General features: G+C 42.4%; 29 protein-coding genes, 1 tRNA gene and 1 riboswitch. Of the genes, 6 read left to right on the forward strand and 24 right to left on the reverse strand.

Annotated features, from left to right (window positions below):
- The 9 genes from VB077_RS06035 to VB077_RS06075 all read right to left on the reverse strand — a co-directional run bounded on the left by VB077_RS06035 (window position 1) and on the right by VB077_RS06075 (window position 8,710).
- Window positions 1-76, reverse strand: a tRNA-Arg gene (locus VB077_RS06035).
- Window positions 77-172: 96 nt separating this feature from the next.
- Complete coding sequence (locus VB077_RS06040) at window positions 173-847, reverse strand: dTMP kinase (RefSeq protein ID WP_323414326.1); 675 nt, start codon at window positions 845-847, stop codon at window positions 173-175.
- Between the two features lie 131 nt (window positions 848-978).
- Complete coding sequence (locus VB077_RS06045) at window positions 979-2,616, reverse strand: peptide ABC transporter substrate-binding protein (RefSeq protein WP_323414327.1); 1,638 nt, start codon at window positions 2,614-2,616, stop codon at window positions 979-981.
- A 153-nt stretch (window positions 2,617-2,769) separates the two neighbouring features.
- Window positions 2,770-3,747, reverse strand: a complete 978-nt coding sequence (locus tag VB077_RS06050) for an ABC transporter ATP-binding protein (protein WP_323414421.1) — start codon at window positions 3,745-3,747, stop codon at window positions 2,770-2,772.
- On the reverse strand, window positions 3,747-4,751 hold the full coding sequence (locus tag VB077_RS06055; protein ID WP_323414328.1) for an ABC transporter ATP-binding protein: 1,005 nt from the start codon (window positions 4,749-4,751) through the stop codon (window positions 3,747-3,749). The genes VB077_RS06050 and VB077_RS06055 overlap by 1 nt, the downstream gene beginning before the upstream one ends.
- A 29-nt stretch (window positions 4,752-4,780) precedes the next feature.
- Window positions 4,781-5,824, reverse strand: a complete 1,044-nt coding sequence (locus tag VB077_RS06060) for an ABC transporter permease (RefSeq protein ID WP_323414329.1) — start codon at window positions 5,822-5,824, stop codon at window positions 4,781-4,783.
- A 13-nt stretch (window positions 5,825-5,837) separates the two neighbouring features.
- Window positions 5,838-6,755, reverse strand: coding sequence for an ABC transporter permease (locus tag VB077_RS06065; protein WP_323414330.1), 918 nt, complete (start codon window positions 6,753-6,755; stop codon window positions 5,838-5,840).
- Between the two features lie 360 nt (window positions 6,756-7,115).
- Window positions 7,116-7,910, reverse strand: a complete 795-nt coding sequence (gene spo0A / locus VB077_RS06070) for a sporulation transcription factor Spo0A (RefSeq protein ID WP_323414331.1) — start codon at window positions 7,908-7,910, stop codon at window positions 7,116-7,118.
- A gap of 296 nt (window positions 7,911-8,206) precedes the next feature.
- A complete protein-coding gene (locus tag VB077_RS06075; RefSeq protein ID WP_323414332.1) occupies window positions 8,207-8,710 on the reverse strand; it encodes a GNAT family N-acetyltransferase in 504 nt (167 codons plus the stop codon).
- A gap of 135 nt (window positions 8,711-8,845) precedes the next feature.
- Here VB077_RS06075 and VB077_RS06080 point away from each other — a divergent pair, with 135 nt between their 5' ends.
- The gene (locus VB077_RS06080) at window positions 8,846-9,034 is read left to right on the forward strand and encodes a ferredoxin (protein ID WP_323414333.1); all 189 of its coding nucleotides are present in this window, start codon (window positions 8,846-8,848) and stop codon (window positions 9,032-9,034) included.
- Between the two features lie 78 nt (window positions 9,035-9,112).
- Here VB077_RS06080 and VB077_RS06085 read toward each other — a convergent pair whose 3' ends face one another.
- The 6 genes from VB077_RS06085 to VB077_RS06110 form a co-directional block, all read right to left on the reverse strand.
- Window positions 9,113-9,997, reverse strand: coding sequence for a DUF1858 domain-containing protein (locus tag VB077_RS06085; RefSeq protein ID WP_323414334.1), 885 nt, complete (start codon window positions 9,995-9,997; stop codon window positions 9,113-9,115).
- A 12-nt stretch (window positions 9,998-10,009) separates the two neighbouring features.
- Window positions 10,010-10,156 carry a hypothetical protein gene (locus VB077_RS06090; protein ID WP_323414335.1) on the reverse strand — a complete coding sequence of 49 codons (147 nt, stop codon included), beginning with the start codon at window positions 10,154-10,156 and terminating at the stop codon, window positions 10,010-10,012.
- A 206-nt stretch (window positions 10,157-10,362) separates the two neighbouring features.
- Window positions 10,363-10,827: a hypothetical protein gene (locus VB077_RS06095; RefSeq protein WP_323414336.1), complete on the reverse strand. Its 465-nt coding sequence runs from the start codon at window positions 10,825-10,827 to the stop codon at window positions 10,363-10,365.
- A 234-nt stretch (window positions 10,828-11,061) separates the two neighbouring features.
- A complete protein-coding gene (locus VB077_RS06100) occupies window positions 11,062-11,415 on the reverse strand; it encodes a recombinase (RefSeq protein WP_323414337.1) in 354 nt (117 codons plus the stop codon).
- A gap of 144 nt (window positions 11,416-11,559) precedes the next feature.
- Window positions 11,560-12,081, reverse strand: a complete 522-nt coding sequence (gene pssA, locus VB077_RS06105; protein ID WP_323414338.1) for a CDP-diacylglycerol--serine O-phosphatidyltransferase — start codon at window positions 12,079-12,081, stop codon at window positions 11,560-11,562.
- Between the two features lie 176 nt (window positions 12,082-12,257).
- Window positions 12,258-15,047 (reverse strand): helicase C-terminal domain-containing protein, encoded by a 2,790-nt coding sequence (locus tag VB077_RS06110; protein ID WP_323414339.1) that lies wholly within the window; start codon window positions 15,045-15,047, stop codon window positions 12,258-12,260.
- A 146-nt stretch (window positions 15,048-15,193) separates the two neighbouring features.
- Here VB077_RS06110 and VB077_RS06115 point away from each other — a divergent pair, with 146 nt between their 5' ends.
- A complete protein-coding gene (locus VB077_RS06115) occupies window positions 15,194-15,739 on the forward strand; it encodes a hypothetical protein (RefSeq protein ID WP_323414340.1) in 546 nt (181 codons plus the stop codon).
- A gap of 42 nt (window positions 15,740-15,781) precedes the next feature.
- On the opposite strand, the gene VB077_RS06120 is transcribed toward VB077_RS06115, so the two are convergent.
- Window positions 15,782-16,420 (reverse strand): hypothetical protein, encoded by a 639-nt coding sequence (locus tag VB077_RS06120; protein ID WP_323414341.1) that lies wholly within the window; start codon window positions 16,418-16,420, stop codon window positions 15,782-15,784.
- Window positions 16,421-16,604: 184 nt separating this feature from the next.
- On the reverse strand, window positions 16,605-16,868 hold the full coding sequence (locus VB077_RS06125) for an antibiotic biosynthesis monooxygenase (RefSeq protein ID WP_323414342.1): 264 nt from the start codon (window positions 16,866-16,868) through the stop codon (window positions 16,605-16,607).
- 208 nt (window positions 16,869-17,076) lie between these two features.
- On the opposite strand from VB077_RS06125, the gene VB077_RS06130 reads away from it, so the two are divergent.
- A complete protein-coding gene (locus VB077_RS06130) occupies window positions 17,077-17,394 on the forward strand; it encodes a hypothetical protein (protein ID WP_323414343.1) in 318 nt (105 codons plus the stop codon).
- Between the two features lie 194 nt (window positions 17,395-17,588).
- Here VB077_RS06130 and VB077_RS06135 read toward each other — a convergent pair whose 3' ends face one another.
- The 3 genes from VB077_RS06135 to VB077_RS06145 form a co-directional block, all read right to left on the reverse strand.
- The gene (locus tag VB077_RS06135) at window positions 17,589-18,074 is read right to left on the reverse strand and encodes a metallophosphoesterase (protein ID WP_323414344.1); all 486 of its coding nucleotides are present in this window, start codon (window positions 18,072-18,074) and stop codon (window positions 17,589-17,591) included.
- Entirely contained in the window at window positions 18,071-19,318 is a 1,248-nt protein-coding gene (locus tag VB077_RS06140; protein ID WP_323414345.1) for an MFS transporter, read from the reverse strand. Before VB077_RS06140 ends, VB077_RS06135 begins: the two co-directional genes overlap by 4 nt.
- Window positions 19,319-19,541: 223 nt before the next feature.
- The gene (locus VB077_RS06145; protein WP_323414346.1) at window positions 19,542-19,916 is read right to left on the reverse strand and encodes a hypothetical protein; all 375 of its coding nucleotides are present in this window, start codon (window positions 19,914-19,916) and stop codon (window positions 19,542-19,544) included.
- A 130-nt stretch (window positions 19,917-20,046) separates the two neighbouring features.
- Here VB077_RS06145 and VB077_RS06150 point away from each other — a divergent pair, with 130 nt between their 5' ends.
- The gene (locus VB077_RS06150; protein WP_323414347.1) at window positions 20,047-20,490 is read left to right on the forward strand and encodes a DMT family transporter; all 444 of its coding nucleotides are present in this window, start codon (window positions 20,047-20,049) and stop codon (window positions 20,488-20,490) included.
- Here the strand turns inward: VB077_RS06150 and VB077_RS06155 are convergent, their stop codons facing one another.
- Window positions 20,491-21,033, reverse strand: coding sequence for a hypothetical protein (locus tag VB077_RS06155; protein ID WP_323414348.1), 543 nt, complete (start codon window positions 21,031-21,033; stop codon window positions 20,491-20,493).
- A gap of 85 nt (window positions 21,034-21,118) precedes the next feature.
- Here VB077_RS06155 and uvrC point away from each other — a divergent pair, with 85 nt between their 5' ends.
- On the forward strand, window positions 21,119-22,930 hold the full coding sequence (gene uvrC, locus VB077_RS06160; RefSeq protein WP_323414349.1) for an excinuclease ABC subunit UvrC: 1,812 nt from the start codon (window positions 21,119-21,121) through the stop codon (window positions 22,928-22,930).
- On the forward strand, window positions 22,927-23,082 hold the full coding sequence (locus VB077_RS06165; protein WP_323414350.1) for a hypothetical protein: 156 nt from the start codon (window positions 22,927-22,929) through the stop codon (window positions 23,080-23,082). Before uvrC ends, VB077_RS06165 begins: the two co-directional genes overlap by 4 nt.
- A gap of 73 nt (window positions 23,083-23,155) precedes the next feature.
- Here the strand turns inward: VB077_RS06165 and VB077_RS06170 are convergent, their stop codons facing one another.
- The 3 genes from VB077_RS06170 to VB077_RS06180 all read right to left on the reverse strand — a co-directional run bounded on the left by VB077_RS06170 (window position 23,156) and on the right by VB077_RS06180 (window position 25,650).
- Entirely contained in the window at window positions 23,156-23,893 is a 738-nt protein-coding gene (locus VB077_RS06170) for a C40 family peptidase (protein WP_323414351.1), read from the reverse strand.
- A 5-nt stretch (window positions 23,894-23,898) separates the two neighbouring features.
- A riboswitch (cyclic di-AMP (ydaO/yuaA leader) is annotated at window positions 23,899-24,026 on the reverse strand.
- Between the two features lie 934 nt (window positions 24,027-24,960).
- Window positions 24,961-25,287: an iron-sulfur cluster assembly accessory protein gene (locus tag VB077_RS06175; protein ID WP_323414422.1), complete on the reverse strand. Its 327-nt coding sequence runs from the start codon at window positions 25,285-25,287 to the stop codon at window positions 24,961-24,963.
- A 120-nt stretch (window positions 25,288-25,407) separates the two neighbouring features.
- Window positions 25,408-25,650 carry a hypothetical protein gene (locus tag VB077_RS06180; protein ID WP_323414352.1) on the reverse strand — a complete coding sequence of 81 codons (243 nt, stop codon included), beginning with the start codon at window positions 25,648-25,650 and terminating at the stop codon, window positions 25,408-25,410.
- Between the last annotated feature and the right edge of the window lie 10 nt (window positions 25,651-25,660).

Below are 25,660 nucleotides of genomic sequence, written 5' to 3' on the forward strand. Positions count from 1 at the left end.
TGGTGCGCCCGGCAGGATTTGAACCTGCGACCTCCGGCCTCGGAAACCGTCACTCTATCCACTGAGCTACGAGCGCTTAAATTTAAGCCGCTCTATTATCTTACTGAAATCATATAAGTTTGTCAAGTAGAAGCTAACAAGCTTTTGGGGTTAGCTAAAACTAAAAATGTGATTAAGAAATATGTCTTATAACCACCTGATAGATCTCCTCGTGGATCTCTTCAATGGTCTTCAGCTTCCCTTGATCGGCGACGCAGGGTATATTCACCCAATCCTCCCGAATACGTATACGCTGGGCATTTTCGTAAGATTGCTTCAAAAATTCCAGATCCTTCTCATGAATATCCCGGCTCGAGACGGAGGACTTACCAACCCGATTGGCTATAAAGCCAACGCTGTACTCCGGAGGCATATTGAGATAAAGAATTAGATCCGGCTCAGGTAAACCGATTTGTCGATATTCAAATTCCTTTAACCAATCCAGGTAATGCTCCCACTCCTGCTCATCTTTTAGCTTAACCGCCTGATGAATCATATTTGAGGTCACATAACGATCTGCCAGAACAATTCCACCCGCATCGTAAAAATCGCCCCATAAGGTTTTATAAGAAGCATAACGATCCACTGCATAAAATGTTGAGGCTGCATAGGGATTTACTGCGTTAGGGTCCTTGCCAAACTCTCCGCCCAAATACATTTTAACCAACGACGAAGAAGGACTGTCGTAATTTGGGAACTCAACCTTCATGGTCAGAAATCCTTCCTGAGTAAGCCGCTCCCACAGTTTTTTCGTCTGGGTCGCCTTCCCACTCCCGTCTCCACCCTCAATGATGATGAGCTTTCCCATACGCTTAATACCATCCTTTATATCTCTTTTCGTCTTGAAAACCCTAAAAACTATTTGTCAGATTATGTTCTGAGGCCGCCGAAAACTCGGCGGCCCCTGCTCTACGTTAAAATAAAAGTTTATATTAACTCTTATTGCGCAATGTCAGCAAACTGGAAGTACCAGTAGCCATATGGGGAGTGCCAAGAACCAGTGATTTTGCTGTTTTGCAGATAGAAGTCATTATAATAGGCGATAGGAATAGCAGCAGCATCTTTCATCATCTGATCTTCTGCTTGGTGCAGATAACCGGAGCGGGTTTTTGGATCAACCTCGGCAGCTGCTTTTTTCATCAGTTCATCATACTTTGGATTGCTGTACTTACCATCGTTGTTTCCATTGGTGCTGACCATCAGGTCGAGCATGTTGGAAGCATCGTTGTAGTCAAAGAGCCAACCGTTGCGGCTGGATTGATAGTTACCGGCGCGGCGCATCGGAGTGAAGGCAGCCCACTCTACGACTTCAACATTAACGTTGATGCCTAATTTAGACCATGCTTGTTGAAGGTATTGAGCAACTACTTTGTGGTAACCGGCATCATTGGTGGAATAAGTAATGGTTGGGAAGCCTTTACCATCCGGATAGCCGGCATCAGCCATGAGTTTTTTAGCTTTAGCCAAATTTGCGTCAAAGGTGTTTACATCGATATAAGGCTTGCCACCGTTAGCATTGTCCATAAAGTTGCTGCCATCCCAGTCAGAAACTCCGGTACCAATGAAGTTGCTGGCAGGAGTATAGGTACCTTGCATTAGTGTTTCGGCAACGTATTTACGGTCGATTGCTAAGCTCAATGCCTCACGCACACGGGGATCGGAGAATTGAGGCAGCTTGTCATTAAGACTGACATAGTAAGTACCAAGGTCAGGATCAACATGGAACTCTTTATTACCACGCAGAGAAGGAATCTCAGCAGTAGGTACATCTTTAATCATCATTGTTTCGCCGGTTTTATAAGCGGCATAAGCAGCATTGGGGTCTTCCATCAACAGAAGTTTGATGGAATCAAGTTTGATGGAGCTTGCATCGCGATAGTTAGGGTTTTTCTTGAAGAGGATATAAGAGCTAGGAACCCACTCTGCGACAAAGAAAGGTCCATTTGAAATGTAAGATTCCGGCTTAGTAGCCCAAGCGTCGCCGTTCTTTTCAATGGTAGCCTGATTAACAGGGCTCAATGTTGCAAAAGCTGCAAGCTTGTCAAAGTATGCGCAAGGGGTAGCCAGTTGCACAACAAAAGTGTTGTCATCCGGAGCGGAAACACCGAGTGCATCGAGGTTTCCTTTAGCGGCTTCACCAAAGCCTTTTACCATACCCAATACAGTTTCACCGTAAGGAGCAGCGGTCTTAGGATCTGCAACGCGCTTCCAACTGTAGACAAAGTCTTTAGCAGTAAGCGAAGAACCGTCAGACCACTTCAGACCTTTGCGCAAATGAAAGGTCCATGTCAGACCGTCTTTGCTGACATCATAGGTCTCTGCTGCGCCAGGGATAATTTTGTTATCCTTATCCACGTTGAGCAGTGTGTCAAAAGCGAACAGGATCATGTTACCGCCATCAACAGCACTGTTCAGGGCAGGGTCGATCGTCTCAGGATTGGGTCCGATTTCTGCAACAAGTTGCTTAGGAGCAGCACTTGTTCCAGCGCCCGGAGCTGGCGTTTTGCTACCGCAGGCTGTGACTGTCAAAGCCAAGATCAAGGTGATGACCAGCAGTAATGCACTTTTTCTTTTCATTCATTCTTTCCCCCTTATTTTTTGGTAGATATTTATCATTCACCGTGCATATTTACACGGCGGATAACACCTTTAAACCTATAAAGCGGAGCAGTCCGCTTTTACACGGCTGCCCGGCGTCATAAAACGACGTCGGGCGTTATAGATACTTTATCATTGCACCTTTTCCAGGTGGTGACAAGCGGCGAAATGACCGGATGAGACCTCTCTCCACTCCGGTTCTTCAGCAGCACAACGTTCGTCCGCATAAGCACAACGGGTGCGGAAGTGACAACCTGAAGGTGGATTCACAGGGCTTGGTACATCGCCTTCCAAAACTATGCGATTAGTACCGCGCGAAACCTTTGGATCGGCAATCGGGATAGCAGAAATCAAACTACGGGTGTAGGGATGAACGCTATTAAAGGTCAATTCATAACTGTCAGCCAGCTCTACTAGCTTACCCAGGTACATAACACCTATACGATTGGAAATATGCTTCACTACGCTTAAGTTATGAGCAATGAATAAATAAGTCAAGCCCATGCGTTCCTGAAGTTCTTCAAACATATTGACGACCTGAGCCTGAATCGAAACATCCAATGCCGAGATTGGCTCGTCGCAAACGATGAACTCCGGATTTACTGCCAAGGCCCGGGCAATACCGACGCGCTGACGTTGTCCACCTGAAAACTCGTGAGGATAACGGTTAGCGTGCTCTGTATTAAGTCCGACCAAGCTTAAAAGCTCAACGATACGTTCACGCCGTTCCCGAGCATTGGCGGCCAGATGATGAATGTCAATAGCCTCACCCACAATGTCACCCACCGTCATGCGGGGATCCAAGCTTGCATAAGGATCCTGAAACACGATTTGCATTTTTCGCCGGTAAGGTAGCATTTTCACATGGGTAATGTCTTTTCCGTCATAAATGATTTTACCACCGGTAGGCTCATGTAGACGCAGCAGGGTTCGTCCGGTAGTCGTTTTGCCGCAACCGGATTCGCCGACTAGACCCAAAGTCTCACCCTTATTGATATAGAACGAAACATCATCTACTGCCTTAACTACTTTTTTCTCAAACATTTTATCACTTTTGACAGGAAAATATTGTTTAAGATGCTGTACCTCTACTAATTTATTATTTTTCATTATGCCTGCCCCTCCGCCTGACGTTCGAATTTTTCCTTGTCCAGCAGCCAGCACGCACTGCTATGATGATCACTGACCTGAGTATAGTTCGGCATACTAGATAGGCAGATTTTCATGCAGGAACGGCAACGGGGCGCAAAAGGACACCCTGCCGGTGGATTAAGCATATCTACCGGAAGACCTTCAATCGGCACCAACCGCTTGTGTTCTCTCTCATTTAAGTTCGGAATACTCCGCAGCAAGCCTTTGGTGTATTCATGTGAGGGTTGATAAAAAATCTCATCCGTGGTGCCATACTCCACCACTTTACCGGCGTACATAACTGCAATATGGTCACACATACCGGCCACGACACCCAGGTCGTGAGTGATAAGAATAATTGACATGCCTAACTTTTCTTTCAGATCCCTCATCAATTCCAGAATTTGAGCCTGAATCGTCACATCCAGAGCGGTAGTTGGTTCATCTGCAATCAATAGCTTAGGTTCGCAAGCTAAAGCAATTGCAATCATGACCCGCTGGCGCATACCTCCGGACAATTCATGGGGATATTGTTTTAAGCGTTTATCAGGCTCGTTGATGCCTACCAACTGTAAAAGCTCCCGAGCCCGATCATTGGCTTCTTTACGGGTTTTATTGGTATGCAGGAGGATAACTTCCCGAATTTGATTACCTATGGTAAATACCGGGTTAAGACTGGTCATGGGATCCTGGAAGATGATCGAGACCTCATTCCCCCTTATCTTCTGCATTTCCCGCTCGGACATTTCATTGATATAGTGACCATTGAAATAGAGGTCACCACCAACCAAACGACCAGGATGAGCAGTCAAACCCATGAGACTATAAGAAGTAACGGACTTTCCAGAGCCACTCTCACCCACGATGCCCAATACCTCTCCCTCACGGACATGCAGTGATACATCATTAAGCGCCTTCACTTCACCTGCGGGGGTGAAGAAGGAGAGCCTTTCGTTACGGATATCAACCAAATACTCTTTCATTATGATTTCTCCTTCCTCAACTCTTCATCTTAGCTCTTCATCTTAGGATCAAATGCATCCCGCAAGCCATCACCGAACAGGTTAAAGCTGAGGATGATAAGGCTGATGAGCAAAGCCGGTGCCAACAGCAAGTAGGGATATGTGTTTAAGCCGTTAAGAGCATCGCTCGCTAGAGAACCCAGAGAAGGTAATGGAATAGCAACACCGAGACCAAGGAAGCTCAAGAAACTCTCTGTAAAGATTGCAGACGGAATCTGCAGTGTGGTCATAACAATTAGAGTACCAATACTGTTTGTCAGCAAGTGCTTGCGAATGATGCGACCGCTTCCGGCACCTAAAGCCCTTGCTGCTGTAACATATTCATTCTGCTTAAGCGTAAGAACCTGACTACGGACAATCCGAGCCATACCCACCCAATACAGCAAAGCAAATACTAAAAAGATACTAATAAGATTGACGCCTATTGTCTGAATCCAAGCAAATCCTGGCTTCTCGGCCAACGTTTGCATTGGATCTTTGAGCGCGAAGGAAATTAAGACGATCAACAAAATGTCAGGGACAGTGTAAATGATATCGACAATCCGCATCATGATTAAATCTACCCATCCGCCGAAGAAACCGGACACTGCACCGTAAATGGAACCGATAACCAAAATAATTCCGGCGGCAATTAAGCCGACCGACAGTGAAATGCGACTCCCTACCATCACTCGAACAGCATAATCACGGCCTAAGTTGTCCGTTCCTAAAATATGCGGGAATACTTTTTCCCCGGCATCAATGCGAACCTGCTCCTGCGGTGAATACGTCATCGGTCCGAGGTACTCAGAGCCCTGAATTTGTTGCCCATAGTGATATGGATAGTAACTCGGAAGAATAAAGGAAAAAATCATAATGATTAAAATGACACAAAGACTTATCATTGCCACTTTATTCTTTTTCATGCGTCGCATGGCATCCTTCCAGAAGCTGACGCCAGGACGCATCTGCGTGAGGCTTTGTTTTTCTGCGTCAGTTGCGGGCAGAAAGTCTTCGACCTTTAATTGAAAGCTAACTAAGTTTTTTTCAGCCATTATTCTGCCCTCCTTACTTAAGCTGGATGCGTGGATCAACGAACTTGTAGACAATGTCAACCAACGCATTCATCATAATTACAAGCGTAGCCAGAAAAATTGTAGTACCCATGATAACAGTGTAGTCGCGGGTCATGATGGAGCTGACAAATTGACCGCCCAAGCCGGGTATTACAAAGATTTTCTCCACAACCATGCTCCCGGTCAGTGTGTAGGCCAGCATAGGACCTACATAAGTAATTACAGGCAGGATTGCGTTACGCAGAGCATGCTTAAAAAGGCTAACGTGCTGTGAAAGGCCCTTAGCACGAGCCGTTCGCATATAATCCTGTCCAATTACGTCAAGCATTGAGGAACGCATCAGTCGTGTAATATAAGCTGTCGGATAGAAAGCAAGCGCAAATACCGGAAGAATATAGTGCAACGGTGTAGTAAGGCCCATTGTCGGCAGCCATCCCAAGTAGACGCCGAATATATATAGACCCACGGTGCAGATTACAAAACTCGGAAACGCGATGCCACAGGTCGCGATAACAATTATTAAATCGTCAACCCACCTGCCGCGATTGAGTGCGGCAATGCTTCCTAAGGGAATTCCGATAAGCAGTGATAAAACAACAGAGATTCCACCTAAGCGGGCGGAAACAGGGAATTTACTGGTGATGATTTCTGCTACGGTACGGCCCCGTTGTTTTAAACTTAGGCCAAAATCACCGTGAGCAGCGCTAAGCATGTAGTTTTTGTATTGTACAATTAGGGGTTTGTCCATTCCGAATTTCTCATTAAGCGCGGCCTGAGCTTGTTCACTAATGGACTTCTCTGCAACGAATGGACCGCCAGGAACCATATTCATCAGGAAAAATGTGATGGACGCAACCACAAAGACCGTTAGCGCCGCAAGCATAAACCGCTTTAAAATGTACTTCGCCATACGTTAATACTCCTTACTTTTATCGAAAAACTATCAAAAAAAAACTGTTCTCGACATAAAAAGACATTTGGGCGTTATCAGCGCACCCCAAATCTCGTGTCACCGTTTTTATGCGATTATAGAACAGACATGTGTGATAATTTTAGCAACTAGAATAGGCTTTGTCAATTTAGCAAATTGAGACAAATATTTCCACTTCATTCTATAAAATTTGTAATTTCAGCAGGCAAAGGCTTTACAGCCCGAAATTCGGATTAAATAATAAAACGGGCCTGCTCGACCCGTTTCTATTTTATCAATAATATAATTTTGATTTCAACTTGAATCAACATGTTTATGTAGAAGTAAAGAAAGTTCAATTTAGCTTACTTTAGTCATTACCCTTAGCTTATCAGCAAGCAACGCCACAAACTCAGAGTTCGTTGGTTTTTGGCGCTCAATATTCATTGAATAGCCAAAAATACGTTTTAAGGTTTCTGTATGGCCGCGTTCCCAAGCAAGCTCAATGGCATGGCGAATTCCACGTTCTACTCTGCTTGGGGCTGTATCATATTTTTTGGCAATCGCCGGATAAAGCTCTTTTGTAACTGCACCAAGCAGCGAAACATCATCGACAACCATCAGAATCGCATCTCTAATATATTGATACCCTTTGACATGTGCCGGTATACCAATTTGGTGCATCATCGAAGTCACTTCAGCCCCGAGATTAACTCGGCTCCCTGCACTTGTAACTGAAGATACTGAAGAAGGAATAGGAGCTTGATTAACAGCAACTTCTTGTGTTAAACTCCGAATACGCTTACTCAGAATTTCCAAATCAAAGGGTTTAAGGATAAAATAATCAACGCCGAGCGTCATCGCCTGATGTGTTAAAGATTCTTGGCCAAAAGCCGTCAGCATGATAACTTTCGGTCGCGGTGCGGTGGTTCTTGAATTTATTCTTTCAAGAACACCTAGCCCATCCAAACTTGGCATAACCAAATCTAAAATCACTAAATCTGGCTCCTGGGCCTGGATCATTTCCCAAGCTTCAACTCCATTATAGGCAAGACCAACGACTTGTATATCTTCTTGGCTTTGAAGATGATCTTGTAATAACTGACATAAACTCCGATTATCATCCGCGACAACGATCTTAATCTTGTTACCCATTTACCCATCATCCCGTCTTATTTTATTTACCGGATCAATATGTCTGAATTATCGTCATGTCTTTCTGTCTTACCGGCGACTTTATTATACGTTACCCTTAATGTCGAAATCGTAAAAAAATAGTAAAACATAAATCAATTGACGTATAATCAATTTCTCTAGGGAAATGCGCGTTATTGGTATTTATTGTAAAATAAATTCTACCGTATTTTTATTCCATTTTTATCCATAAAATTTATGGGTACTCTTATTTTTTAGAATTAGCATGAATCATCATATTTTCAGGGAGTAAAAAGTCAGAAAATCCTCTGTACCACTACCACATCGAGAATTTGTCCGAACTTCTTTCCAACTTCCCGATACCGCCCTGTTTCTTGAAAACCGCATTTAGCTGCAAGTGTTAAGCTTTCCGTATTTATCCCCGTGATAAGGCCTAAAAGGGTATGATATCCTATTTCTTCGGCAATTTGGCACAACATACCGAGAAGCTTTGTTCCAATTCCCAAGCCTTGATATTCCGGTGCAATATAGATCGAAAATTCGCCGCTTAACTTATATGCCGGGCGCGGATGAAAAGGGGAAATACTTGCCCAGCCCAAAACTTTCCCGTTATATTCCGCTACTATAAGAGGATAATAAGGGTCTTGATGCAAAAGGAACCATTGATTTGCCTTATCCTCCGTGCGATTTTCCAAATCAAAGGTTGCCACTGTATTTTGTACGGCCCAATTATAGATTTCTGTGAGTGCTTTCAAATCTGCCTCTTTTGCCCTACGGATATCAACACTTAAATCTTGCATAAATCTACTTTATCTCCCTTAACTAATAATCAATTTATTTAAGTACTTTTATCCTAACATATTTGAGCGTCCAGGTATAACCTTTCCTGACTCGGATAGAATAATCGTGATTATGAATTAAGGAGGTTCCAAAGTATGAATGCTGCAGTTGATAAAGATACCTGTATAGGATGCGGAGCATGTCCCTCAATTTGTCCGGAAGTTTTTAAGATGGAAGACGATGGATTAGCAGTTGCCTATGTGAAACCTGTACCGAGTGATATCGAGGCCTCTGCTCAAGAAGCGGCCGATAGCTGTCCCGTCGATGCTATCCATGTCGAATAAATTCCTCATGATTCGCAAAAAGCATAGTCAAAACAAGCAGGTAGAAATCTACCTGCTTGTTTTGATTGAATTCATCCTTTATTTTTCCAATGTTTGATTGACCCGCTCCCGCAGTTCATCAAGACCGATGCGATCGATGAGGCGTCCCAATCTTTCATTTTGTTTAGCAGTATTCTTGTAATAATCAATGACACAGTCAATGACAGGAAGCAACTGATCGTGCTGAAGATTTTCGAGCAAAAGATTTCCTTGGCGTGGTTTTACCCCGCCGTTGCCTCCGATATACAAGTGATATCCTTTACTTGTCCCCATTAATCCCAGATCGACATTCGCCGAATCAGTACATTTATTGGGACAACCCGCTACCCCAATCTTGAATTTTGAAGGCAGCGCCATTCCATGATAACGTTTATCTAACTCTGTCCCAATGCCCAAAGTCTCCTGCAAGCCGCGTTTACAGAAATCCGAACCCGGGCAAACTTTGACACTGCGTACGCAAAGTCCTATGGCATAACCGGGATCCATTCCCAAGTCTTCCCACGCTTTCGGGACATCTTCCGGTTTCAGCCCGACTATTGCTATCCTTTGAGCAGAAGTGACCTTAATAGCCGGAGCGTTGTATTTTTCCGCGACATCCGCTATTTTGCGTAATATCTCCGGTGTCGCCACCCCGGCGGGGATATGAGGCGCGATAGCATACGTTTCCTTGTCAGCCTGCAAAATTGCGCCGACCGGTTGAGCGTTTGCGGCGGCTTGAGCCGACATCTCGCCCTGTTCTACGGTATTTATTTTCGCTAGAAGCTTTTCCGGATCTAGGTTATGCATCTGTGCCGCATTTTGAAGGCTTTCATTAACGGAAAACGGACAGCCAAGACAATGAAGCCCCATTTCCTGCATTGCATCCACTGTCTTCGGATTTGCTGCCATTATATCTTTGAGTTTCATATCTAAAGTAAATTTCATAGATTACACCTCTCAACCGTGAATAAGCATAGGCAGACAATGAGTACAGATGTGCTTCTCTTCCCCTTGGTAAACGTAGGTTAAAATAGGTGTAAGCTCACTCGTCGTTCCACATTGTTCACATTCTAATTCAAGATTATCTTGTTTGTTTTCAGTCATTAGGATAACCCCCTTTTTCAAATTCGAGCTCAGTTTAACATAGATAGACAGTTAAAGGTGTGACATGTAACACATGATTAGTGTGTTTTTCAAAACATATTTGGCATGACTAACCTCAATCTGTGTTCATTGTGAGCGATTCATCACTCAAATATACACACATAAAAGAAAAACGCGCCCAGCGCGTTGAACAACGTATAGCTTATCTAGTTTGATTGGGCTGTCATAGATTGCGGCGTAATCTTTTTGATTTGGGATATTTTCCACCCTTCGGATGTAGCTTTAGTTTCTATAGCATAGGAAGCCGACAAATCCTCTTTTAGAGGAGAAGTCCAAAAAACACGGATCATCATCTCTTGCCCTGATGAAGAACTTAAAAACTCAAGCTTCTTTAATGAGAGAAATGGATTTTTCTCAACCTGCTCCTTCCAAATCTCAACCTCCTGCTTGCCAAAAGAAGACAGATCTTGACTAAGAAGGAACTGTTCGGCTAACTCCAATTGTCGTTTATCCAGGCAATCCCAAAAGCGCTGAACTGCAACACGCGGAGAATCTGCGAACTGGGGCTGGGCTATCGCACTTACCACTGTTTGGGGTGTTTTCCAAGCCATCATAACCATCATACAGCCCAGGATAATGACCGAAAACCAGAGATATCGACTATGACGCATACTCACCCTCCTTGCTTGTCTTTATTATATTTATAGGAGGGAAAGTTAATTTCATGTCACCTCTTAAGTAAAAAATTTTACGACTCCGGAAAGAAGATCGGTTTAATTAAAAACCTTACGCAGGAAATTTAGAACAAATTCGGGTAACCTGACATAATAAACTTTCATTATAGTACTCACCTCTTTTCCATCCCTCTCATCCTAGTTTATGCTTAACCAAGCCACGATGCGTTATTATATAATTTGGTAATTCTTTACTGCTTCTTCAAGTTGAGCAACTAATTGTTTCTCTTCTTCCGTGCTTGCCATAAAATAGAGACGCCCAATAATTGAGCTGATAATTTTCAATACATCTTCAACAACGAGAACTTCCTTCATCGCTAACTGTGCACTTGTCTCAACCAAGGCAATGCCAAATTGATGTCCTACTCCGTCTTTCATCATTTTTGTACAAGTTTTGCCCAATAAACGCATCACTAAAGATGCCTCCTGAGCATCTAATTGACGGATTGCATCAATTGTGGTTGTTAAACCTTGTACCATCCGCAGGCCAACATTCGGCCAATTGACTTGTTGATTATTTTCCATTGAACAATCCCCCTATGCATTAACTCCTTTGTGCCTTACTATATGCCCTGAGAAGCAAAGGGGTGAAAGAAATAAGATTAATATATAGAAAACTCCGAACCACTATAGTGATTCGGAGAATCGTTCTTAAAATAACTTTTCTTTTTACATCTTAGGAACTTTAAACGTCGATACCATTAAAAAGGCAAGAACAGGGATTAGAACCGCATAGATCAACCATGGAAGCATACCGTGGAATAAAAGAATTAAGGCCATGAACCCACCTGCAAACGTTATCGGTACACCCACAAAATAATCGCTGATATGAAGCACATTAAAACGTGCTAAGCGGATCGCCCCGCAGAGTGCAAATATCGCTGCAAAAACCAGTCCCCAGTATCCGAGTTGGTCTTGCAATATGGATCTATAAGTTAAAATAGCCGGTGCTACTCCAAATGAAACAAGATCACTTAAAGAATCGAGTTCATAGCCAAAATCGGAGCTCACTGAAAGTTTACGGGCCACCTTACCATCCATGCCATCCATTAACGTAGATAATAAAATCAGACCTGCCGCCAGCTGGTATTTACCTTCCATGGTTAAAGCTAAAGCCAGAAAACCAAAAAGGAGGTTGGCTAAAGTAAACAAACTAGGTATTACACGAATATTGATAGGATTATTATTCACAAAAAATCACTCTCCCAACATTAGTTTCTCCGCCCAAGACCTTATTCGTAGAACTTGTTAGCAGAGCGAGAACAACCATATATAACTGCCCATCACAAGAAATGGGGTACTGTTTCTACCGAAAATATGACCTCCCTCACTACATTTCTTTTAGTTTATCATCTTTCTGTAATTTATTAAAGCTCTTCGTAAGGATATTCAACTTCTGCCCATTTTTCGATTCGTTTCAGAATTTGCTCGTGACCCTCCCTCACATGGGTCTGAACAGGTAACGAGCGGAGAAAAACTTTACCGTAACGCTTATTTATTACCCGCGAATCTATGAGTATCACGAGCCCCTTATCCGTTTTAGAGCGAATGAGACGCCCAAAACCTTGTTTAAATCGCAAAACTGCCTCCGGAAGCAAAAAATCCTGGAAGGCGTTCTTCCCTTTTTGTTCCAGATATTCGGAACGAGCTGCAATAAGCGGCATACTTGGAGGCCAAAAAGGAAGTTTAAGCAAAATAACACAAGATAGTCCGTCGCCGGGAATGTCAATCCCCTCCCAGAAACTATTCGCACCCAGCAAGATTGATTTAGGATTTTCGATAAACTCAGCCAGAATCGAAGCTCTGCTCCGTTTTTTACCCTGGGCTAGGACCTGTATTCCTGTTGGTGCCAGTATATTCGATAAAGAGGGCTCAATTTGCCGCAATAATTGATATGAAGTGGCTAATACTAAAGTGCGTCCCTTCATTCTAATTCCGACATCCGCGACGAACTGGGATAATTCCCCGATATTAAACAAGTTAGTAGCCTGGGTATTGATAAGATCGTTTACGATAAAAAATTGCAGCTGTTGGTCATAATTAAAAGGAGAAAGAACATCTAAGGCAACTGTCTTAGGGGGCAGTCCTACCTCGGTAAGATAGTGTGTAAAAGATCCTGCAATACTGAGAGTAGCAGAAGTTAATACCGCTGAATCCAATTTTTCAAATAGTTTTTCGCGAAGAAGATCGCTTACGTCCACAGGAGAAGTTTTGAGGTATACTCTTTGTCCATTCGCCTCAATCCAACTCACACGCGCAGGATTATCAATTTGAAGAAGGAGTTCAAAGCACTCTTGAATTTCTTCAATTGATCGTATATGTACCGAAATCTCATGACCTAGTTCCGCTAATTCGTCAATTTCCAATCCGCCTATTGTCAGCATCATTGAATTAAGAACTTGTTTTAACCGATTCAATCGCCCTGTCATATTTTCGATTTGGGCTGCAAAATAGGTCCACCAGACTTCCTGACGCGATTGGGGTATCAAACGCAGTGACTGTCCCTGTTCTAAAATACTCTTTAACCAAGGAAAAAGCTCGTCAGCTTGTTCGATAATCAAATTACAGACTTCGGGTAACTCCGCCCATTTCGTCTGAAAATTTTCCCAAACGTCAGAAGGCATGAGCTGAATCCAGTACCCTTGTTTCGATTTTATCCCGCTATAAAGGCTTGAACCCATAGGACGGAAGACCTGATCCAAGGTTCTGTTTAACTGTTCCCAGCTCACTTCCTGTCCTAATTGTTCCAAAGCGGTTTGATGAAGATGGTGGGCTTCATCAATAACCAACTCGTGATATTCGGGAAGAACATTATGGTCGGCTTTAACATCGGCAAGTAATAAAGAGTGATTAACAACAACAACATCCGCCTCTTCGGATTTCCGACGTGCTCTCAGCATAAAACAATCCCCTGATTCCGGGCATTTCTGAGGAACACAGCTCTCATTTTCAGCACTGATATATGTCCATACCCTAGAAAGAGCATGGACCTGTGCTATTTCTTGCCAATCACCCGTATGCGTTTCACTCAACCAAACAAGAACACTGGCTAAAACAAGGCGTTCTTGATGCGGTAATTCTGCGGGATAGGATTTAAGTATCCGCCATTTTTTCAGGCAAAGGTAATTACTCTTCCCTTTAAGTAAAGCTCCCCGAAAATCAAAAGGCAGCATGCTTTTTAATACAGGTAAATCTTTTTGGTAGAGTTGTTCTTGCAAAGGGATAGTATGAGTTGCTACAATAACCTTTTTACCTGTCTTCCGAGCCCACCACAAAGCAGGTATTAAGTAAGCATAAGATTTACCCGTCCCGGTGCCGGCCTCGACAACGAGATGATGGGCAGCTTGTAAAGCCTCACTGACAGCCTGAGCCATTTTCAATTGACCGGGGCGGCTCTCATAACCGGGAAGCTTCTTTTCGAGAAGCCCTTTAGGCGCAAAACACGATTGAATCCAACCTTCTGAATCGGGAACACCCTCAAAGGTCTGTTCTTGAGAAAAAAGTCCCTCGCCTTCCGTTGCTAAAGCCAACCCGCTGCGGATAGATCGGCTCGGAAATTTCCGGCTGATCTCTTGTTCAAGTGCTTTAAAAAAGTGTTGTTCATCAAGTCCTTGTAAAAGGGGAAGAGCTTGGGCATAAAAACCGAGATCGAATTGCAGCCCCTTCTGCCAGCATTTTTCAAGAAGTTTCCAAGCAGCCCACGCATCGGTTTCAGCACGATGAAACGATTCATCGACACCCAATTGAAGTTTCTTCGCTAAATCGGAGAGTCGAAAATGTTGCATGCCCGGAAATAGAATTTGAGCTAGTTTACATGTATCCCATACGGTTTGGTGGAACACTATTCCAAGCTGCCGCTCCAAAAAATCAAGATCAAAACGAATATTATGTCCTACCAGGACGGCATCCTGTAAAAATTGCAGGATACTGTCCCTCTGATCATGCAGACTTATTCCCTGTTGTAAATCCAATTCGGAAATTCCGGTTAATTTTAAGATTTTAGGAGGCACGGCACATGAAGGCTTAATATAATAATGTTGAAGCACAGGATCTTTGCCCTCTTCAATACACCAGGCTGCATATTCAATGATTTCATCCTGTTCAGAATTTAACCCGGTCGTTTCCAAATCTAAGACGACAATTTTTCCTGTGTACATAAATCTGCCCCTTTCCCCTGTCATTGTACACAGTTTCCCTTATAGAATCAACGCGCGGAAAATTAATGATAAAAGAGGATTCCGCGAAGATATCGCGAATTAATGGCTTTGTGTATCATATACGATTAAGGAAGAAGGTAACTTCATTGAGCGGCACTCGTAAATTTTATCGTTGGTTAGCTCTTTTACTGCTTCTTCTCCTCCTAATTCCGGGCTGTAAAGGTAAATCTGGATTAAGTCAAGATGATAATTACTCGATTACTACTGTTTCACCCCAAGGTCAATCCCAAAGTTTTCCGGTTGAACTGAGTTGGAATTCGAATATGGTTGTTGTCCAAAAGTTCCTCATGGAAGCGACCTTTACTCTTAGTGATTTGCATACGATTGATCAGCCTTTTGATAAGTCCCCTGAAACTAAGACTCCGAGCAAAAGTATCATCTTGATCAAAGCGAAATTCCCTGAAAGCCGTGTCTTTAACTTAACTATCAACGGAAAAGCTCAAGATCTGACACTTGACTCCATTGAAATTGAAGTTGACGGACCTCAGCCCGGACGTGTTACTCTTAATGATACTTATATTTTGCAGGGGATTCCTAACCCCAACCTAAAGAACACCTTTGATGAATTGCTCAAGATGCTTCGTGCTTCAGCGGCAAAGTCTTCTCCCATAAATTCTATACCTGCAAATTAAAATCAGCCGGAGTGAATCTCCGGCTGAATCAAATACTTTCCTTTATGAGTTGGGCAAAGATTCCTTAAGCGGGCTTGGATAGTTTGAACAATAACGATTAAACCCAAACACATAGGCCGCCAACTTTTCAGGCCGCAGGTGATCCCAATCCTTTAACTCGAGAACTTCCCCAAAACGATTTTTCGCGGTTCCATCACTATAAATCCATCCGCGGGGACCCTGTTCAGATAAACGCAGCTCCCATGTAGTCCTTCCCTCCGAATTCTCCAGTGTAACAATTTTCAGCCCGCAACGAGCATGGTAAATTTCAACGAGTTTTATCAGTAAACTATAAAGTTTATCCTCTGATGTTGGATTTCCTTCCGGTAAGGCAAGATTATCCTGAATATCAGCCACTATCTCTGCTAATCTCTTACCGGATGCATAATGTTGCTGCAAGGAAATACTAAGTGATTGATAACTGAGTTGTCCGGATTGCAGATTGATCGTTAACGATCCTTCCAAGGAACTTAAGTTAATAACTAAAGTGTTAGGATCCATTGTCATTGTACCCGAATAGTTTCTGATAAGCTGATTCGCAACTTGATATGCTAAAATATATGCCGAAACTTCTTTCTCCTCCTGCTGTACACAGGAATTACATTCCTTTACATGATTATAGGCCGGTAACGGAACTCTCATCTTGCAGACACCCCCCAATTATTAACTTCCCTTTTCTATATTATAAACGATCAGATTAGAAAAATCTCCCTGTTTTTATAATTTTCTAATAATTTACTATATTCTATCTTATATTATTAATTATTTATTTCCTAATAATTTTAAATAAGGGAGATTCGCCAAATTGCGAAATTCTCCCTTATTTTTAATACTTTTCTTCAACTACTTCAAACATTTGCGGCGTTGCCTGCTTAAAGGCATTATTTTCACCTATTGTATTGGCCCAGTTTTCAAAGACATGTCTGTTTTCCCATTTTGAAAAAAGCATAATATCATGAGTATTAGTTTGTTCGTTAATGGATGCAAATTTAAATCCATCAACACCGTCGATCTTATTTATACCTGATCGAATATCGGCTAAAAGTCGGTCATGGTCCGGGTTATTAAACGTATGGATAACAGTAAGCATCATTAACCCCCTTATTCAGCTTTGGCTGTGTTTTATTTATTTTATCCCGGCAATTCATCTTCCATACGTTATTACTATAACCTCCTAAAATCATTAAGCATAAGATAAGGTGAAGATAATCCCGGTATTTTCAAGAATCGTTTTTTTACCCTTTACATGCTATACTAGAACTGATTAAACTCACGAGCATACTTAAAGGAGGATCGTGATGAAGCTGATTTACAATCGAACGGATTTTCCAAATGGCCGTTCCCATATCCTTATGCGCGATGTAGACTCACCCAGTCCCGAACTTGTTCATTTTGTTCTGGTCCTAAGTAATAAAGGTACAATGTGGGTCGATGTATTTTGGCCTTATGATGAAGAATCCGAGCGATTAACCCGCCGCATTTCAGAACAGCAATATTGGCAGATTTTTCGCGAGTGGCGATTAAACGGAGTAAAGCTTGGCAATAGCGAGCGGGTAGCTGAGATCTTGGCTCGTAAACAACTTTCTCTTAAAAGTCAGATGATAGCGAAATCCTAAATCTCGTTTTTAATAACATAAATAATACTTAGATGTTAAAGAAAACCCGGCTTTCGCCGAGCTTAGCGAGAGCGAAAGCCGCTGGTTGCACTTAGAGTTTATCTGCAGAAATATTTATACTTTCTGTTAGTACAAAACAGGGCTGTTGCGCATGCAACAGCCCTTACCATTATGTGTCCACCGTAATATTTTCTCTAAAAATAAAGATGTCTGGCTTTAATTCCGTGGTTATCAATTTTCAATAACCCCATAGAATATTTTAATTGACGACGTTTATCCGTAGGCGAACCCGGATTGAATAACAAAATATCCTCTTGCCACTGGGAATAAGGAATATGGCTATGCCCAAAAATAATTATATCAACTTCGTTTTTATCAAACGCTCGAAAAGCGCGTTCAGGCGTCGTTTTTCCCGGACCATAAGCACCGTGAATCAAACCTATTCTTTTTCCTTCGCAGATCACAATCTTCTGTTCGGGGAGTTTATCCAATTCCCAGCCGTCACAGTTCCCTCGAACGGCTTCAACCGGAGCTAAAGCAGACAAATCTGTCAATAGATCGGGTCTAATAATATCACCTGCGTGTATTATTAGATCCACTTTGGATAATTCCTCCCATACTCGCACCGGAAGAAACTGACCCGCCCGAAGATGCGTATCCGAAATGACTCCAATAATCACCTTAATGCCCCCTTATGACGGTGCAATATATAACCGATGAAAGCCAGAAAGCATAAAGATAAGATTCCGCTGATTACAAATGTGATTCCTGCTCCCAAAATATGGGCCAAACTTCCCGCATAAATACTTCCAATTGGGGTAATCCCTCCAAAGACAAGGGAATAAACGCTCATCACCCGCCCCCGGAATTCATCCGCAACAGTTAGCTGTATCATCGAATTAACAGAAGCTGAAAATGTAATCATCGACCAACCCATAAAAACAAGCATGATCGCCGCAGCCGCATAATCAGTCTGTAAACCGAGTAAAATTGAAAAAACGGCCAATCCAACAGCTCCTGTAAATATAGTTCTCCATTGCGTCTTCGTCCCGCTTCTTACAGCAACAGTCAGCGCTCCAACTAGTGCACCGACACCCATTGCACTCATCAAAAATCCATATCCTAATGCTTGCTGATTCAACTCCATTTTGGCAAAAGTAGGCACTAATACGCTCATATTCATAGCAATTGCACTTATAAAACCCATTACGGAAATACAAAGTAAAATTGTCGATGTCTTACGAATATAGGACAATCCTTCCTTGATTTCCGGCCATACTCTTCCTTTTTTGGGGGCAGTCTTATTATCCTGTGGAATAGATGGCAGAAACATCAAAATAGAAATAACTCCTATAAAGCTTATACCATTAATGAGGAAACACCACATCGGACCCCATAACCCCATGATAATTCCCGCAATAGCGGGGCCAACGATTCGACCGGCGTTAAACACCGCAGAATTTAAAGCAATAGCATTGGTTAAGTCTTCGCGACTTGCCAGTTCAATAACAAAGGATTGGCGTGCCGGCACATCAGCGGTATTTGCTATTCCCAGAATAAGAGCTAAAATAAGCAGCATCCAATATTGAATCAGACCTGTTCCAACCAAAAGGGCCAAGGTAAAAGCCAGAATCATTAAAGTGGATTGTGTCATAATGATAATACGTCGTTTTGAGACTCTATCAATCCATGCCCCCGCATGTAAAGAAAGCAGCATCATCGGCAGAAATTGTACCGCGGAAACCAGACCAAGCAGAAAAGGTGAATTTGTCAGTTGAAGAACAAGCCACGCTTGCCCGATATTCTGAGTCCACGTTCCGATAACCGATATAATTTGTCCGCCCCAAAACCATCGAAATGGCTTATGAGAAAGTGCCGGAAAGGCACGAAAAAAATGGCTCTTAAAATCAGTTGAATTATTCATTATCTATTACCTTTCCATACTTCGACTCTATGTACAAATATTACTCTATTAGCCTTTTAGCGGGCAGTAAAAAGGCATGAACTTTATTATAACATAATTTATATGTTGGACGAGAATAATATATCATAACTTATGGCTTTAAGAAAACTATCAACCGATAAAAGATTTATACTTTGTCTGATAGTAAAAAGGCGTTGACTTTAGTCAAACGCCTTAACTGATCTCAGTGGAGATATCCCCCATAACTTGTTCTCTGCATTCTAATGGCCTTTCTTACTTCGTTGGCTACTCGCCATGTCTCCTGATACTGCGGAGTCAACAGGCTTAACTTCCCGGTAACCTTATCAAGGAGAATATCTACGGAAGGTTTTCGATCCTGAACTTTCTCGCCGGGGTGAAGAATGTCAATTCCAACTTTATTTTCATCATATTCCGGGGGAACTAAGTAATTGAGAACTTCCTCTGTCGCCTCAATAAGTTCCTGAACTTGATCACTGGGATAGCCCTCACGGAGAAGAATATCTTTAACCTGAGTTAGCGGATGTTCGAGAGTAAGCAGCATCTGGGCCCTTTGTACAAGATTATAATCGATATCCACGACGCCACCTCTTTTTCTAAAGTTTTTACATTTACATTTTCCCCTTTCATCCGAAAACGAATACAAGCTAGTTCTTAACGAAGCTGGAGAACTTGTCCATCGGTTCAAAAAATTAAGCAGGAGGTTTTCCATGACAAAATTATTATCTTTTCCCTTTCTTATTGCAGCTGCATCAGGAATTGCGATGGCAATTCAAGGTTCATTAAATTCTTTACTTCAGCAAAAAACACATCTTTTGGCAGCAACCTTTGTGGTTCATCTTATTGGTTTAATCGTGGCTTTACTTACTGTACTTGTTTATCGTGTGCCAATTACCCAATATCCTTGGGCTTCTATACCATGGTATCTTTATCTTGGAGGAGTTTTAAGCGTTCTAATTATTGGTCTAGTCGCTTTCAGCATTCCTAAAATTGGCGTATGCAATGCTACGACTGCAATTATCATCGGTCAAGTCGCAGCAGCCCTTATCATCGATCATTTTGGTTGGCTTGGAATTGAGCGTCTACCCTGGAATCCATGGCAGATTTTAGGTTTAATTCTTTTTGCTGCAGGTGCAAAACTCCTTTTTGATTGATCATTTAGTCTTTGTTCGACTATCGATTAAAGCCATATTGGTGATTATTGTATAGACTTCCTCACTGACTGTAAACTTAAAAATCTGTCCATTGGCGGCAAGGATCACCGTATTTTTTAGATCTGCCTTTGTATCCCTGCCGATTAAATTTGTCAGAAAAGTATAGGTCTCATTCGTTATCGAAAGCTGGTTGAATCCCCCATCAGCCACGAAGATAACCCAATACCCTGTTGATACTTCGTTATTATTTCCATAAAGCCCTGTGATTACATTAGAAGAGTATCCCGAACCCAGATAGTTTGATGTATCCTGAGTAGTATTGCCGGAGTCGAGATTTAAACCGTAATCCGCTAAGTTGCCTTGCGTTTTACCCGTGCCTGTGGTAACCGCCGTCGTTGGTTCAGTTAAGCGGGAGTAAACATCCTTAAAAACGTTTGGAAAGATAAAAAACACGGCCAATCCGATAATCAATACCCAAAATGCCAAAGCCTGCAAATCCTGCCCCATATTATTGTGCGGGGGATGTCCCCAGGAATTCGGCATGATCATCCCTCCTTTGTAAATTTGATTACTCTCTCAACAGTATACGAATCAAACGACACGGTTATGATATGGCGTAAGTTAAAACTTGCATCCGTTCACTTCACCCACTAGAATGGTAGAGAGGTGTATGGAAAACATGGAAATTATACGTCAAAAATTAAATTTATTACCGGAGAAGCCCGGTGTTTATATAATGAGGGATCTGAACGATCAGATTATCTATGTTGGAAAAGCAAAAATTCTGCGGAACCGGGTCCGATCTTATTTTACGGGTTCACATAATGGCAAAACACAACTGATGATTAGCCAAATCGCTGATTTTGAAACGATCCTTACTGAATCAGAAGTTGAAGCCCTTGTTCTTGAATGTAATTTAATCAAAAAATACAATCCAAAATATAATATTCTTTTAAGGGATGATAAATCATATCCCTTTATTACCATAACCGATGAATTGCATCCTCGAATTTTGGTGACTCGAAAAGTGAAAAAAGGTTCCGGCCGATACTTCGGTCCCTATCCCAACGCGACGGCTGCCAAAGAAGCTTCACGCCTGCTGAACAGAATTTTCCCTTTTCGCAAATGTCGCCATATACCGTCAAAGCCCTGCCTTTATTATCATCTTCATCAATGTCTTGGTCCTTGCATTGACAATGTGGAAACTAGCGCTTATGAACAAATGCGCAAAGAAGTCACATCCTTTTTAAAAGGCGATCAGCATAAAATTCTTGTTCAGCTTGAAGAAAAGATGAAGGAAGCGGCAGAGTCCTTAGAATTTGAAAGGGCAAAAGAATACCGTGATTTAATTGCTGATTTACGCAAAGTGGGTGAAAAACAAAATATTACCCTCAATGATTTTGTCGATCGGGATGTCCTAGGGTATGCCGTTACAAAAGATCAAATCTGTATTCAGGTATTCTATCTTCGTCAAGGCAAATTACTTTCCCGCGACAACTTTATTTTTCCATACTTTGAGGACCCCGAAGAAGCCTTCATTTCCTTTATTGCTCAAATATATACGAATAAACTTACCCTTCCTCAGGAAATCCTTGTCCCGCCAATTGACATCTCACTTCTATCACTGCTCTTCCCCGTCTTTGTGCCTCAAAAGGGACAAAAACGGGATTTAGTAAAAATGGCGATGGAAAACGCTAAAAAAACCTTGCATGACCAAATTACACTTGAAGTCCGCCATCTGGAAGAAAACCTTCAGGCGCTAGACGATCTGGGAAAGCTTTTAAATCTTTCAGCTCCCCGGCTCATTGAATCTTTCGACATCTCAAATACTTCGGGGACAAATATTGTTGCCGGTATGGTTCAGTTCTTAGACGGTAAACCCAATCGTCATAATTACCGCAAGTTCAAAATTCAACCGATGGATACTATGGACGACACCGCTGCGATGCGACAGGTTATAACCCGCCGTTACGCTCGGCTTAAACAGGAAAACTCACCCCTGCCGGATCTAATTCTGCTTGATGGCGGCAAAGGACAAATCAGTGCCGCACTTGTTGCTCTTCATTCCCTTGAGTTAAATATCCCAATCGCAGGCATGGTAAAAAATGACCGTCACCAAACAGCAGGTTTGCTCAATGAAAATGGTCTTCCTGTTTTAATTGAGAGGAATTCGCCGATCTTTCATTTATTAGAACGAATTCAAAATGAAGTTCACCGTTTTGCGATCACTTTCCATCGTCAGCAGCGTGCCAAGAATATGATTCTATCCGAACTTGATGGAATACCGGGCGTAGGTCCGAAACGGCGCCAGGCTCTTCTTCGTTACTTTAAATCGACGGCTAAAGTTCGTACAGCCACTCTGCAGGAGCTGCAAGAGGCCGGCTTGCCTGCTCCGGTCGCCGAAAACGTCTATAACCATTTTCAGGAGGACAAACAATGATCCTTAATTATCGAGTAGTCCTATGCCGCGAGTGCTATTTTAAAAGAACACATCAATGCGCTAAAACCGATCTTTATATTCATAACTTAACTTTAGCCGAACCCGGGGGAGAGTGCTCAAAGTATAAGCCTGTTCCCTGGCTTCCCAGTTAGTATTATCCCAGTATTCCTTATGCGCACCAAAAAAGGGACTGTTTTGCAACAGCCCCCTTTTATGTCCGATGTCCTAGTTTGAGACTCTTCTTGCTCCCACATAGCGGGAAGCATAGTAACTGTCCGATAGACTAGTAGTTCTCACACCACTATTGGAAGCATGAACAAAGCTTCCTCCACCAATATAGATTCCAACATGGGAAGCGCCCTTATCGTATGTCGAGAAAAACACCAAATCGCCGGGTTGTAATTCATCACGGGATACAGCAGACCCAACCCCATATTGAGCGTAAGATGTACGCGGCAAACTCACTCCTGAGCCTTGAAAAACATACTGGGTATAACCGGAACAATCAAAACCACTTCGGCTTGTCCCACCAAATACGTAAGGAACACCTATAAGGCTCATAGCATTGCTGACTAATTTAGAAGAGTTAGTACTGCTGCTCCGTGATACTTCTGTCTGCTGTTTAGCAGTACTTGCAACTTGTTTTGTCTTGCTCGTTTCCGTCTGTGCAGCCGTTTTTGCTTCCGGCTTACTGGCCTCAGCCACAACAGCTTTAGTCTCTGAAGTAGAATTGGTCTGTTTGATCTGTTTGGTCTGAGTTTTTCCTGCATAAGTAATAATTTGGTTACGCGTTTCTGAAGCTGAAAACCTAGCTACTGTGTTCGAGGATAGTACTATAGTCTTCAAACTAGTCGCAGGTTCAGCAGCCTGGACAGGATTATGTACACCCATCAAACTACTGAGGAGCAGTACGCCGGACAAAGTCATACTGCCCACCCACACTTTCCGTGAGGATGAAATCATTAACGAAATCCACCTTTCTTTGCTTACGAGGTTAGTTGACGGATTCGGGCATCAAGGTGTAAAGCCCTACGCAAACTCTTGCGATTCACCCCAAAAGAAATCCCCCGCTCTGTAGTTTCAGCTCACAAGTGATCCAATCCTACAGAATTCAGCATGTCTGTTTACCTTTATTTTATTCGATAAAAATTTTCAAATTCCTCCCTCAAGAAACGGCAAATTTTAGGATAAAAATCAAAAACACCTCTCATAAAGAGAGGTGTCCTTTGGGCTTTAGGACACTAGTAAAGAAATATTGCGGCTTAGGTCAAGTAGGTTTTCCCGTTAAGATCCTCCGGTTTCCCTTGAGGCGGTTTCCCTTTTCTCTTAACCTGAGGTGTCGCCAACACTCAGAACTTGATCGCCACTGAGACCGCACTTTAATCCTCACTAATTATCGTTCTAGAAGTTTTCCTTAACACTATTTAACAGTCTAGCCTCTTTTGCAGAAAAGAATTTCCGGTAGATTGAACCATATCGGCCAACATGATCCAATCCTTCTCACCTTCCCAACTTTTCCACCTCAAGGCAGGCTACGCTGCACTAAGTTCCTTCCTAATGCAGGTTCATACCCTAAGCCGTAACCCTAAAAAAAGAGCCACGCACTTAGGCCTCCACGATTAAGGGTAGCGCCCGCATGCCATTGCAGATCCCCCTTAATCTTAACTCCCAGCAGCAACCCTCGACTGGGCGTCGAAAGCCACCACCAGGAACTTCATCGGTATGCCCTCGGCGGATTCTTAGGCCCGCCTTCGACTGCCATTCGTGCACTAGAATAACGCACCATTGCCCAAAGGAATACTGACAATAACTATTTTACACGGTAATCCAATACTTTTAAAGCATCCTCTAACTATTCATACTCAAGAGAAACCTTAAAAATGAATGCAATGATCACTAAACGTTAAAAAACTTTAGACCAAGATTAAATACCTGTTAATCTTAATATTCCTCTGAAAATAAAACAAAACCCATAAATTATTAAAAGTTTAAAAAATAAAGAGCTTAAATAAAGCTCTTTATTTTTTAAGTTAGCTTCCGCAGCTACTGCAACCTGAATCACAACCGCTGCCTGACTTATTCGTTTTAATTTCAAAGCCGCCGCCATACTGGGATTCTACATAATCGACAACTGCACCTTCAAGGTATTCAGAAAGTCTATCCTCAGTTAAAATCGTGACTCCAAAACCTTCATCAACGATATCATTTTCATTCTTTGACTCATCCAGAGCCATTCCGAAATTTGGACCCCCTCAGCCAAACCCAGCGACATAGAGCCGCAAGTAAGAATTATCTTTATTCTGACTTGCAAGAACCTCTTTCACTTTCTGGGCTGCGATTTCGGTAATACTTACCATACTCAATCGCGCTCCTTCTTTAGAATTATTTTAAATTTTTAGGAATACGTGTTCATAATACCTTGAATTTCAACTAATGTCAAACTGAATCTTTATAATTAGCTTAATTCTTCAGGGTATTCAAACAAGTTTTGCCCCATTGCTCGGTTTTACGTCCTTCCACAAGCGCATCAGTTCAATTTCGAGGTTGGCCGGTAAATCCTGTGCATTTCTTTGGATTTTATCCATTTGAAACTTTACCCGTTCTACAAAATTAGGATTTTCCGGCCAAACAATATATGCTTGCGTTTGAGGTGCAAAGTTTGTTCGAAGGAGTAAAAGCAAAACAATGACAACAAATATTCGCCAAAGGGTTTTAAACAAGGGTTTATCC

Source organism: Desulfitobacterium sp., assembly GCF_034927245.1.
Lineage (GTDB): Bacteria > Bacillota > Desulfitobacteriia > Desulfitobacteriales > Desulfitobacteriaceae > Desulfitobacterium_A.

Excerpts from the sequence above, each read along its gene's own strand:
- VB077_RS06040 (WP_323414326.1), bottom strand. The coding sequence starts at position 847 with ATGGGAAAGCTCATCATCATTGAGGGTGGAGACGGGAGTGGGAAGGCG.
- VB077_RS06045 (WP_323414327.1), bottom strand. The coding sequence starts at position 2,616 with ATGAAAAGAAAAAGTGCATTACTGCTGGTCATCACCTTGATCTTGGCT.
- VB077_RS06050 (WP_323414421.1), bottom strand. The coding sequence starts at position 3,747 with ATGAAAAATAATAAATTAGTAGAGGTACAGCATCTTAAACAATATTTT.
- VB077_RS06055 (WP_323414328.1), bottom strand. The coding sequence starts at position 4,751 with ATGAAAGAGTATTTGGTTGATATCCGTAACGAAAGGCTCTCCTTCTTC.
- VB077_RS06060 (WP_323414329.1), bottom strand. The coding sequence starts at position 5,824 with ATGGCTGAAAAAAACTTAGTTAGCTTTCAATTAAAGGTCGAAGACTTT.
- VB077_RS06065 (WP_323414330.1), bottom strand. The coding sequence starts at position 6,755 with ATGGCGAAGTACATTTTAAAGCGGTTTATGCTTGCGGCGCTAACGGTC.
- spo0A (WP_323414331.1), bottom strand. The coding sequence starts at position 7,910 with ATGGGTAACAAGATTAAGATCGTTGTCGCGGATGATAATCGGAGTTTA.
- VB077_RS06075 (WP_323414332.1), bottom strand. The coding sequence starts at position 8,710 with ATGCAAGATTTAAGTGTTGATATCCGTAGGGCAAAAGAGGCAGATTTG.
- VB077_RS06080 (WP_323414333.1), top strand. The coding sequence starts at position 8,846 with ATGAATGCTGCAGTTGATAAAGATACCTGTATAGGATGCGGAGCATGT.
- VB077_RS06085 (WP_323414334.1), bottom strand. The coding sequence starts at position 9,997 with ATGAAATTTACTTTAGATATGAAACTCAAAGATATAATGGCAGCAAAT.
- VB077_RS06090 (WP_323414335.1), bottom strand. The coding sequence starts at position 10,156 with ATGACTGAAAACAAACAAGATAATCTTGAATTAGAATGTGAACAATGT.
- VB077_RS06095 (WP_323414336.1), bottom strand. The coding sequence starts at position 10,827 with ATGCGTCATAGTCGATATCTCTGGTTTTCGGTCATTATCCTGGGCTGT.
- VB077_RS06100 (WP_323414337.1), bottom strand. The coding sequence starts at position 11,415 with ATGGAAAATAATCAACAAGTCAATTGGCCGAATGTTGGCCTGCGGATG.
- VB077_RS06110 (WP_323414339.1), bottom strand. The coding sequence starts at position 15,047 with ATGTACACAGGAAAAATTGTCGTCTTAGATTTGGAAACGACCGGGTTA.
- VB077_RS06120 (WP_323414341.1), bottom strand. The coding sequence starts at position 16,420 with ATGAGAGTTCCGTTACCGGCCTATAATCATGTAAAGGAATGTAATTCC.
- VB077_RS06125 (WP_323414342.1), bottom strand. The coding sequence starts at position 16,868 with ATGCTTACTGTTATCCATACGTTTAATAACCCGGACCATGACCGACTT.
- VB077_RS06130 (WP_323414343.1), top strand. The coding sequence starts at position 17,077 with ATGAAGCTGATTTACAATCGAACGGATTTTCCAAATGGCCGTTCCCAT.
- VB077_RS06140 (WP_323414345.1), bottom strand. The coding sequence starts at position 19,318 with ATGAATAATTCAACTGATTTTAAGAGCCATTTTTTTCGTGCCTTTCCG.
- VB077_RS06150 (WP_323414347.1), top strand. The coding sequence starts at position 20,047 with ATGACAAAATTATTATCTTTTCCCTTTCTTATTGCAGCTGCATCAGGA.
- VB077_RS06155 (WP_323414348.1), bottom strand. The coding sequence starts at position 21,033 with ATGCCGAATTCCTGGGGACATCCCCCGCACAATAATATGGGGCAGGAT.
- VB077_RS06165 (WP_323414350.1), top strand. The coding sequence starts at position 22,927 with ATGATCCTTAATTATCGAGTAGTCCTATGCCGCGAGTGCTATTTTAAA.
- VB077_RS06170 (WP_323414351.1), bottom strand. The coding sequence starts at position 23,893 with ATGATTTCATCCTCACGGAAAGTGTGGGTGGGCAGTATGACTTTGTCC.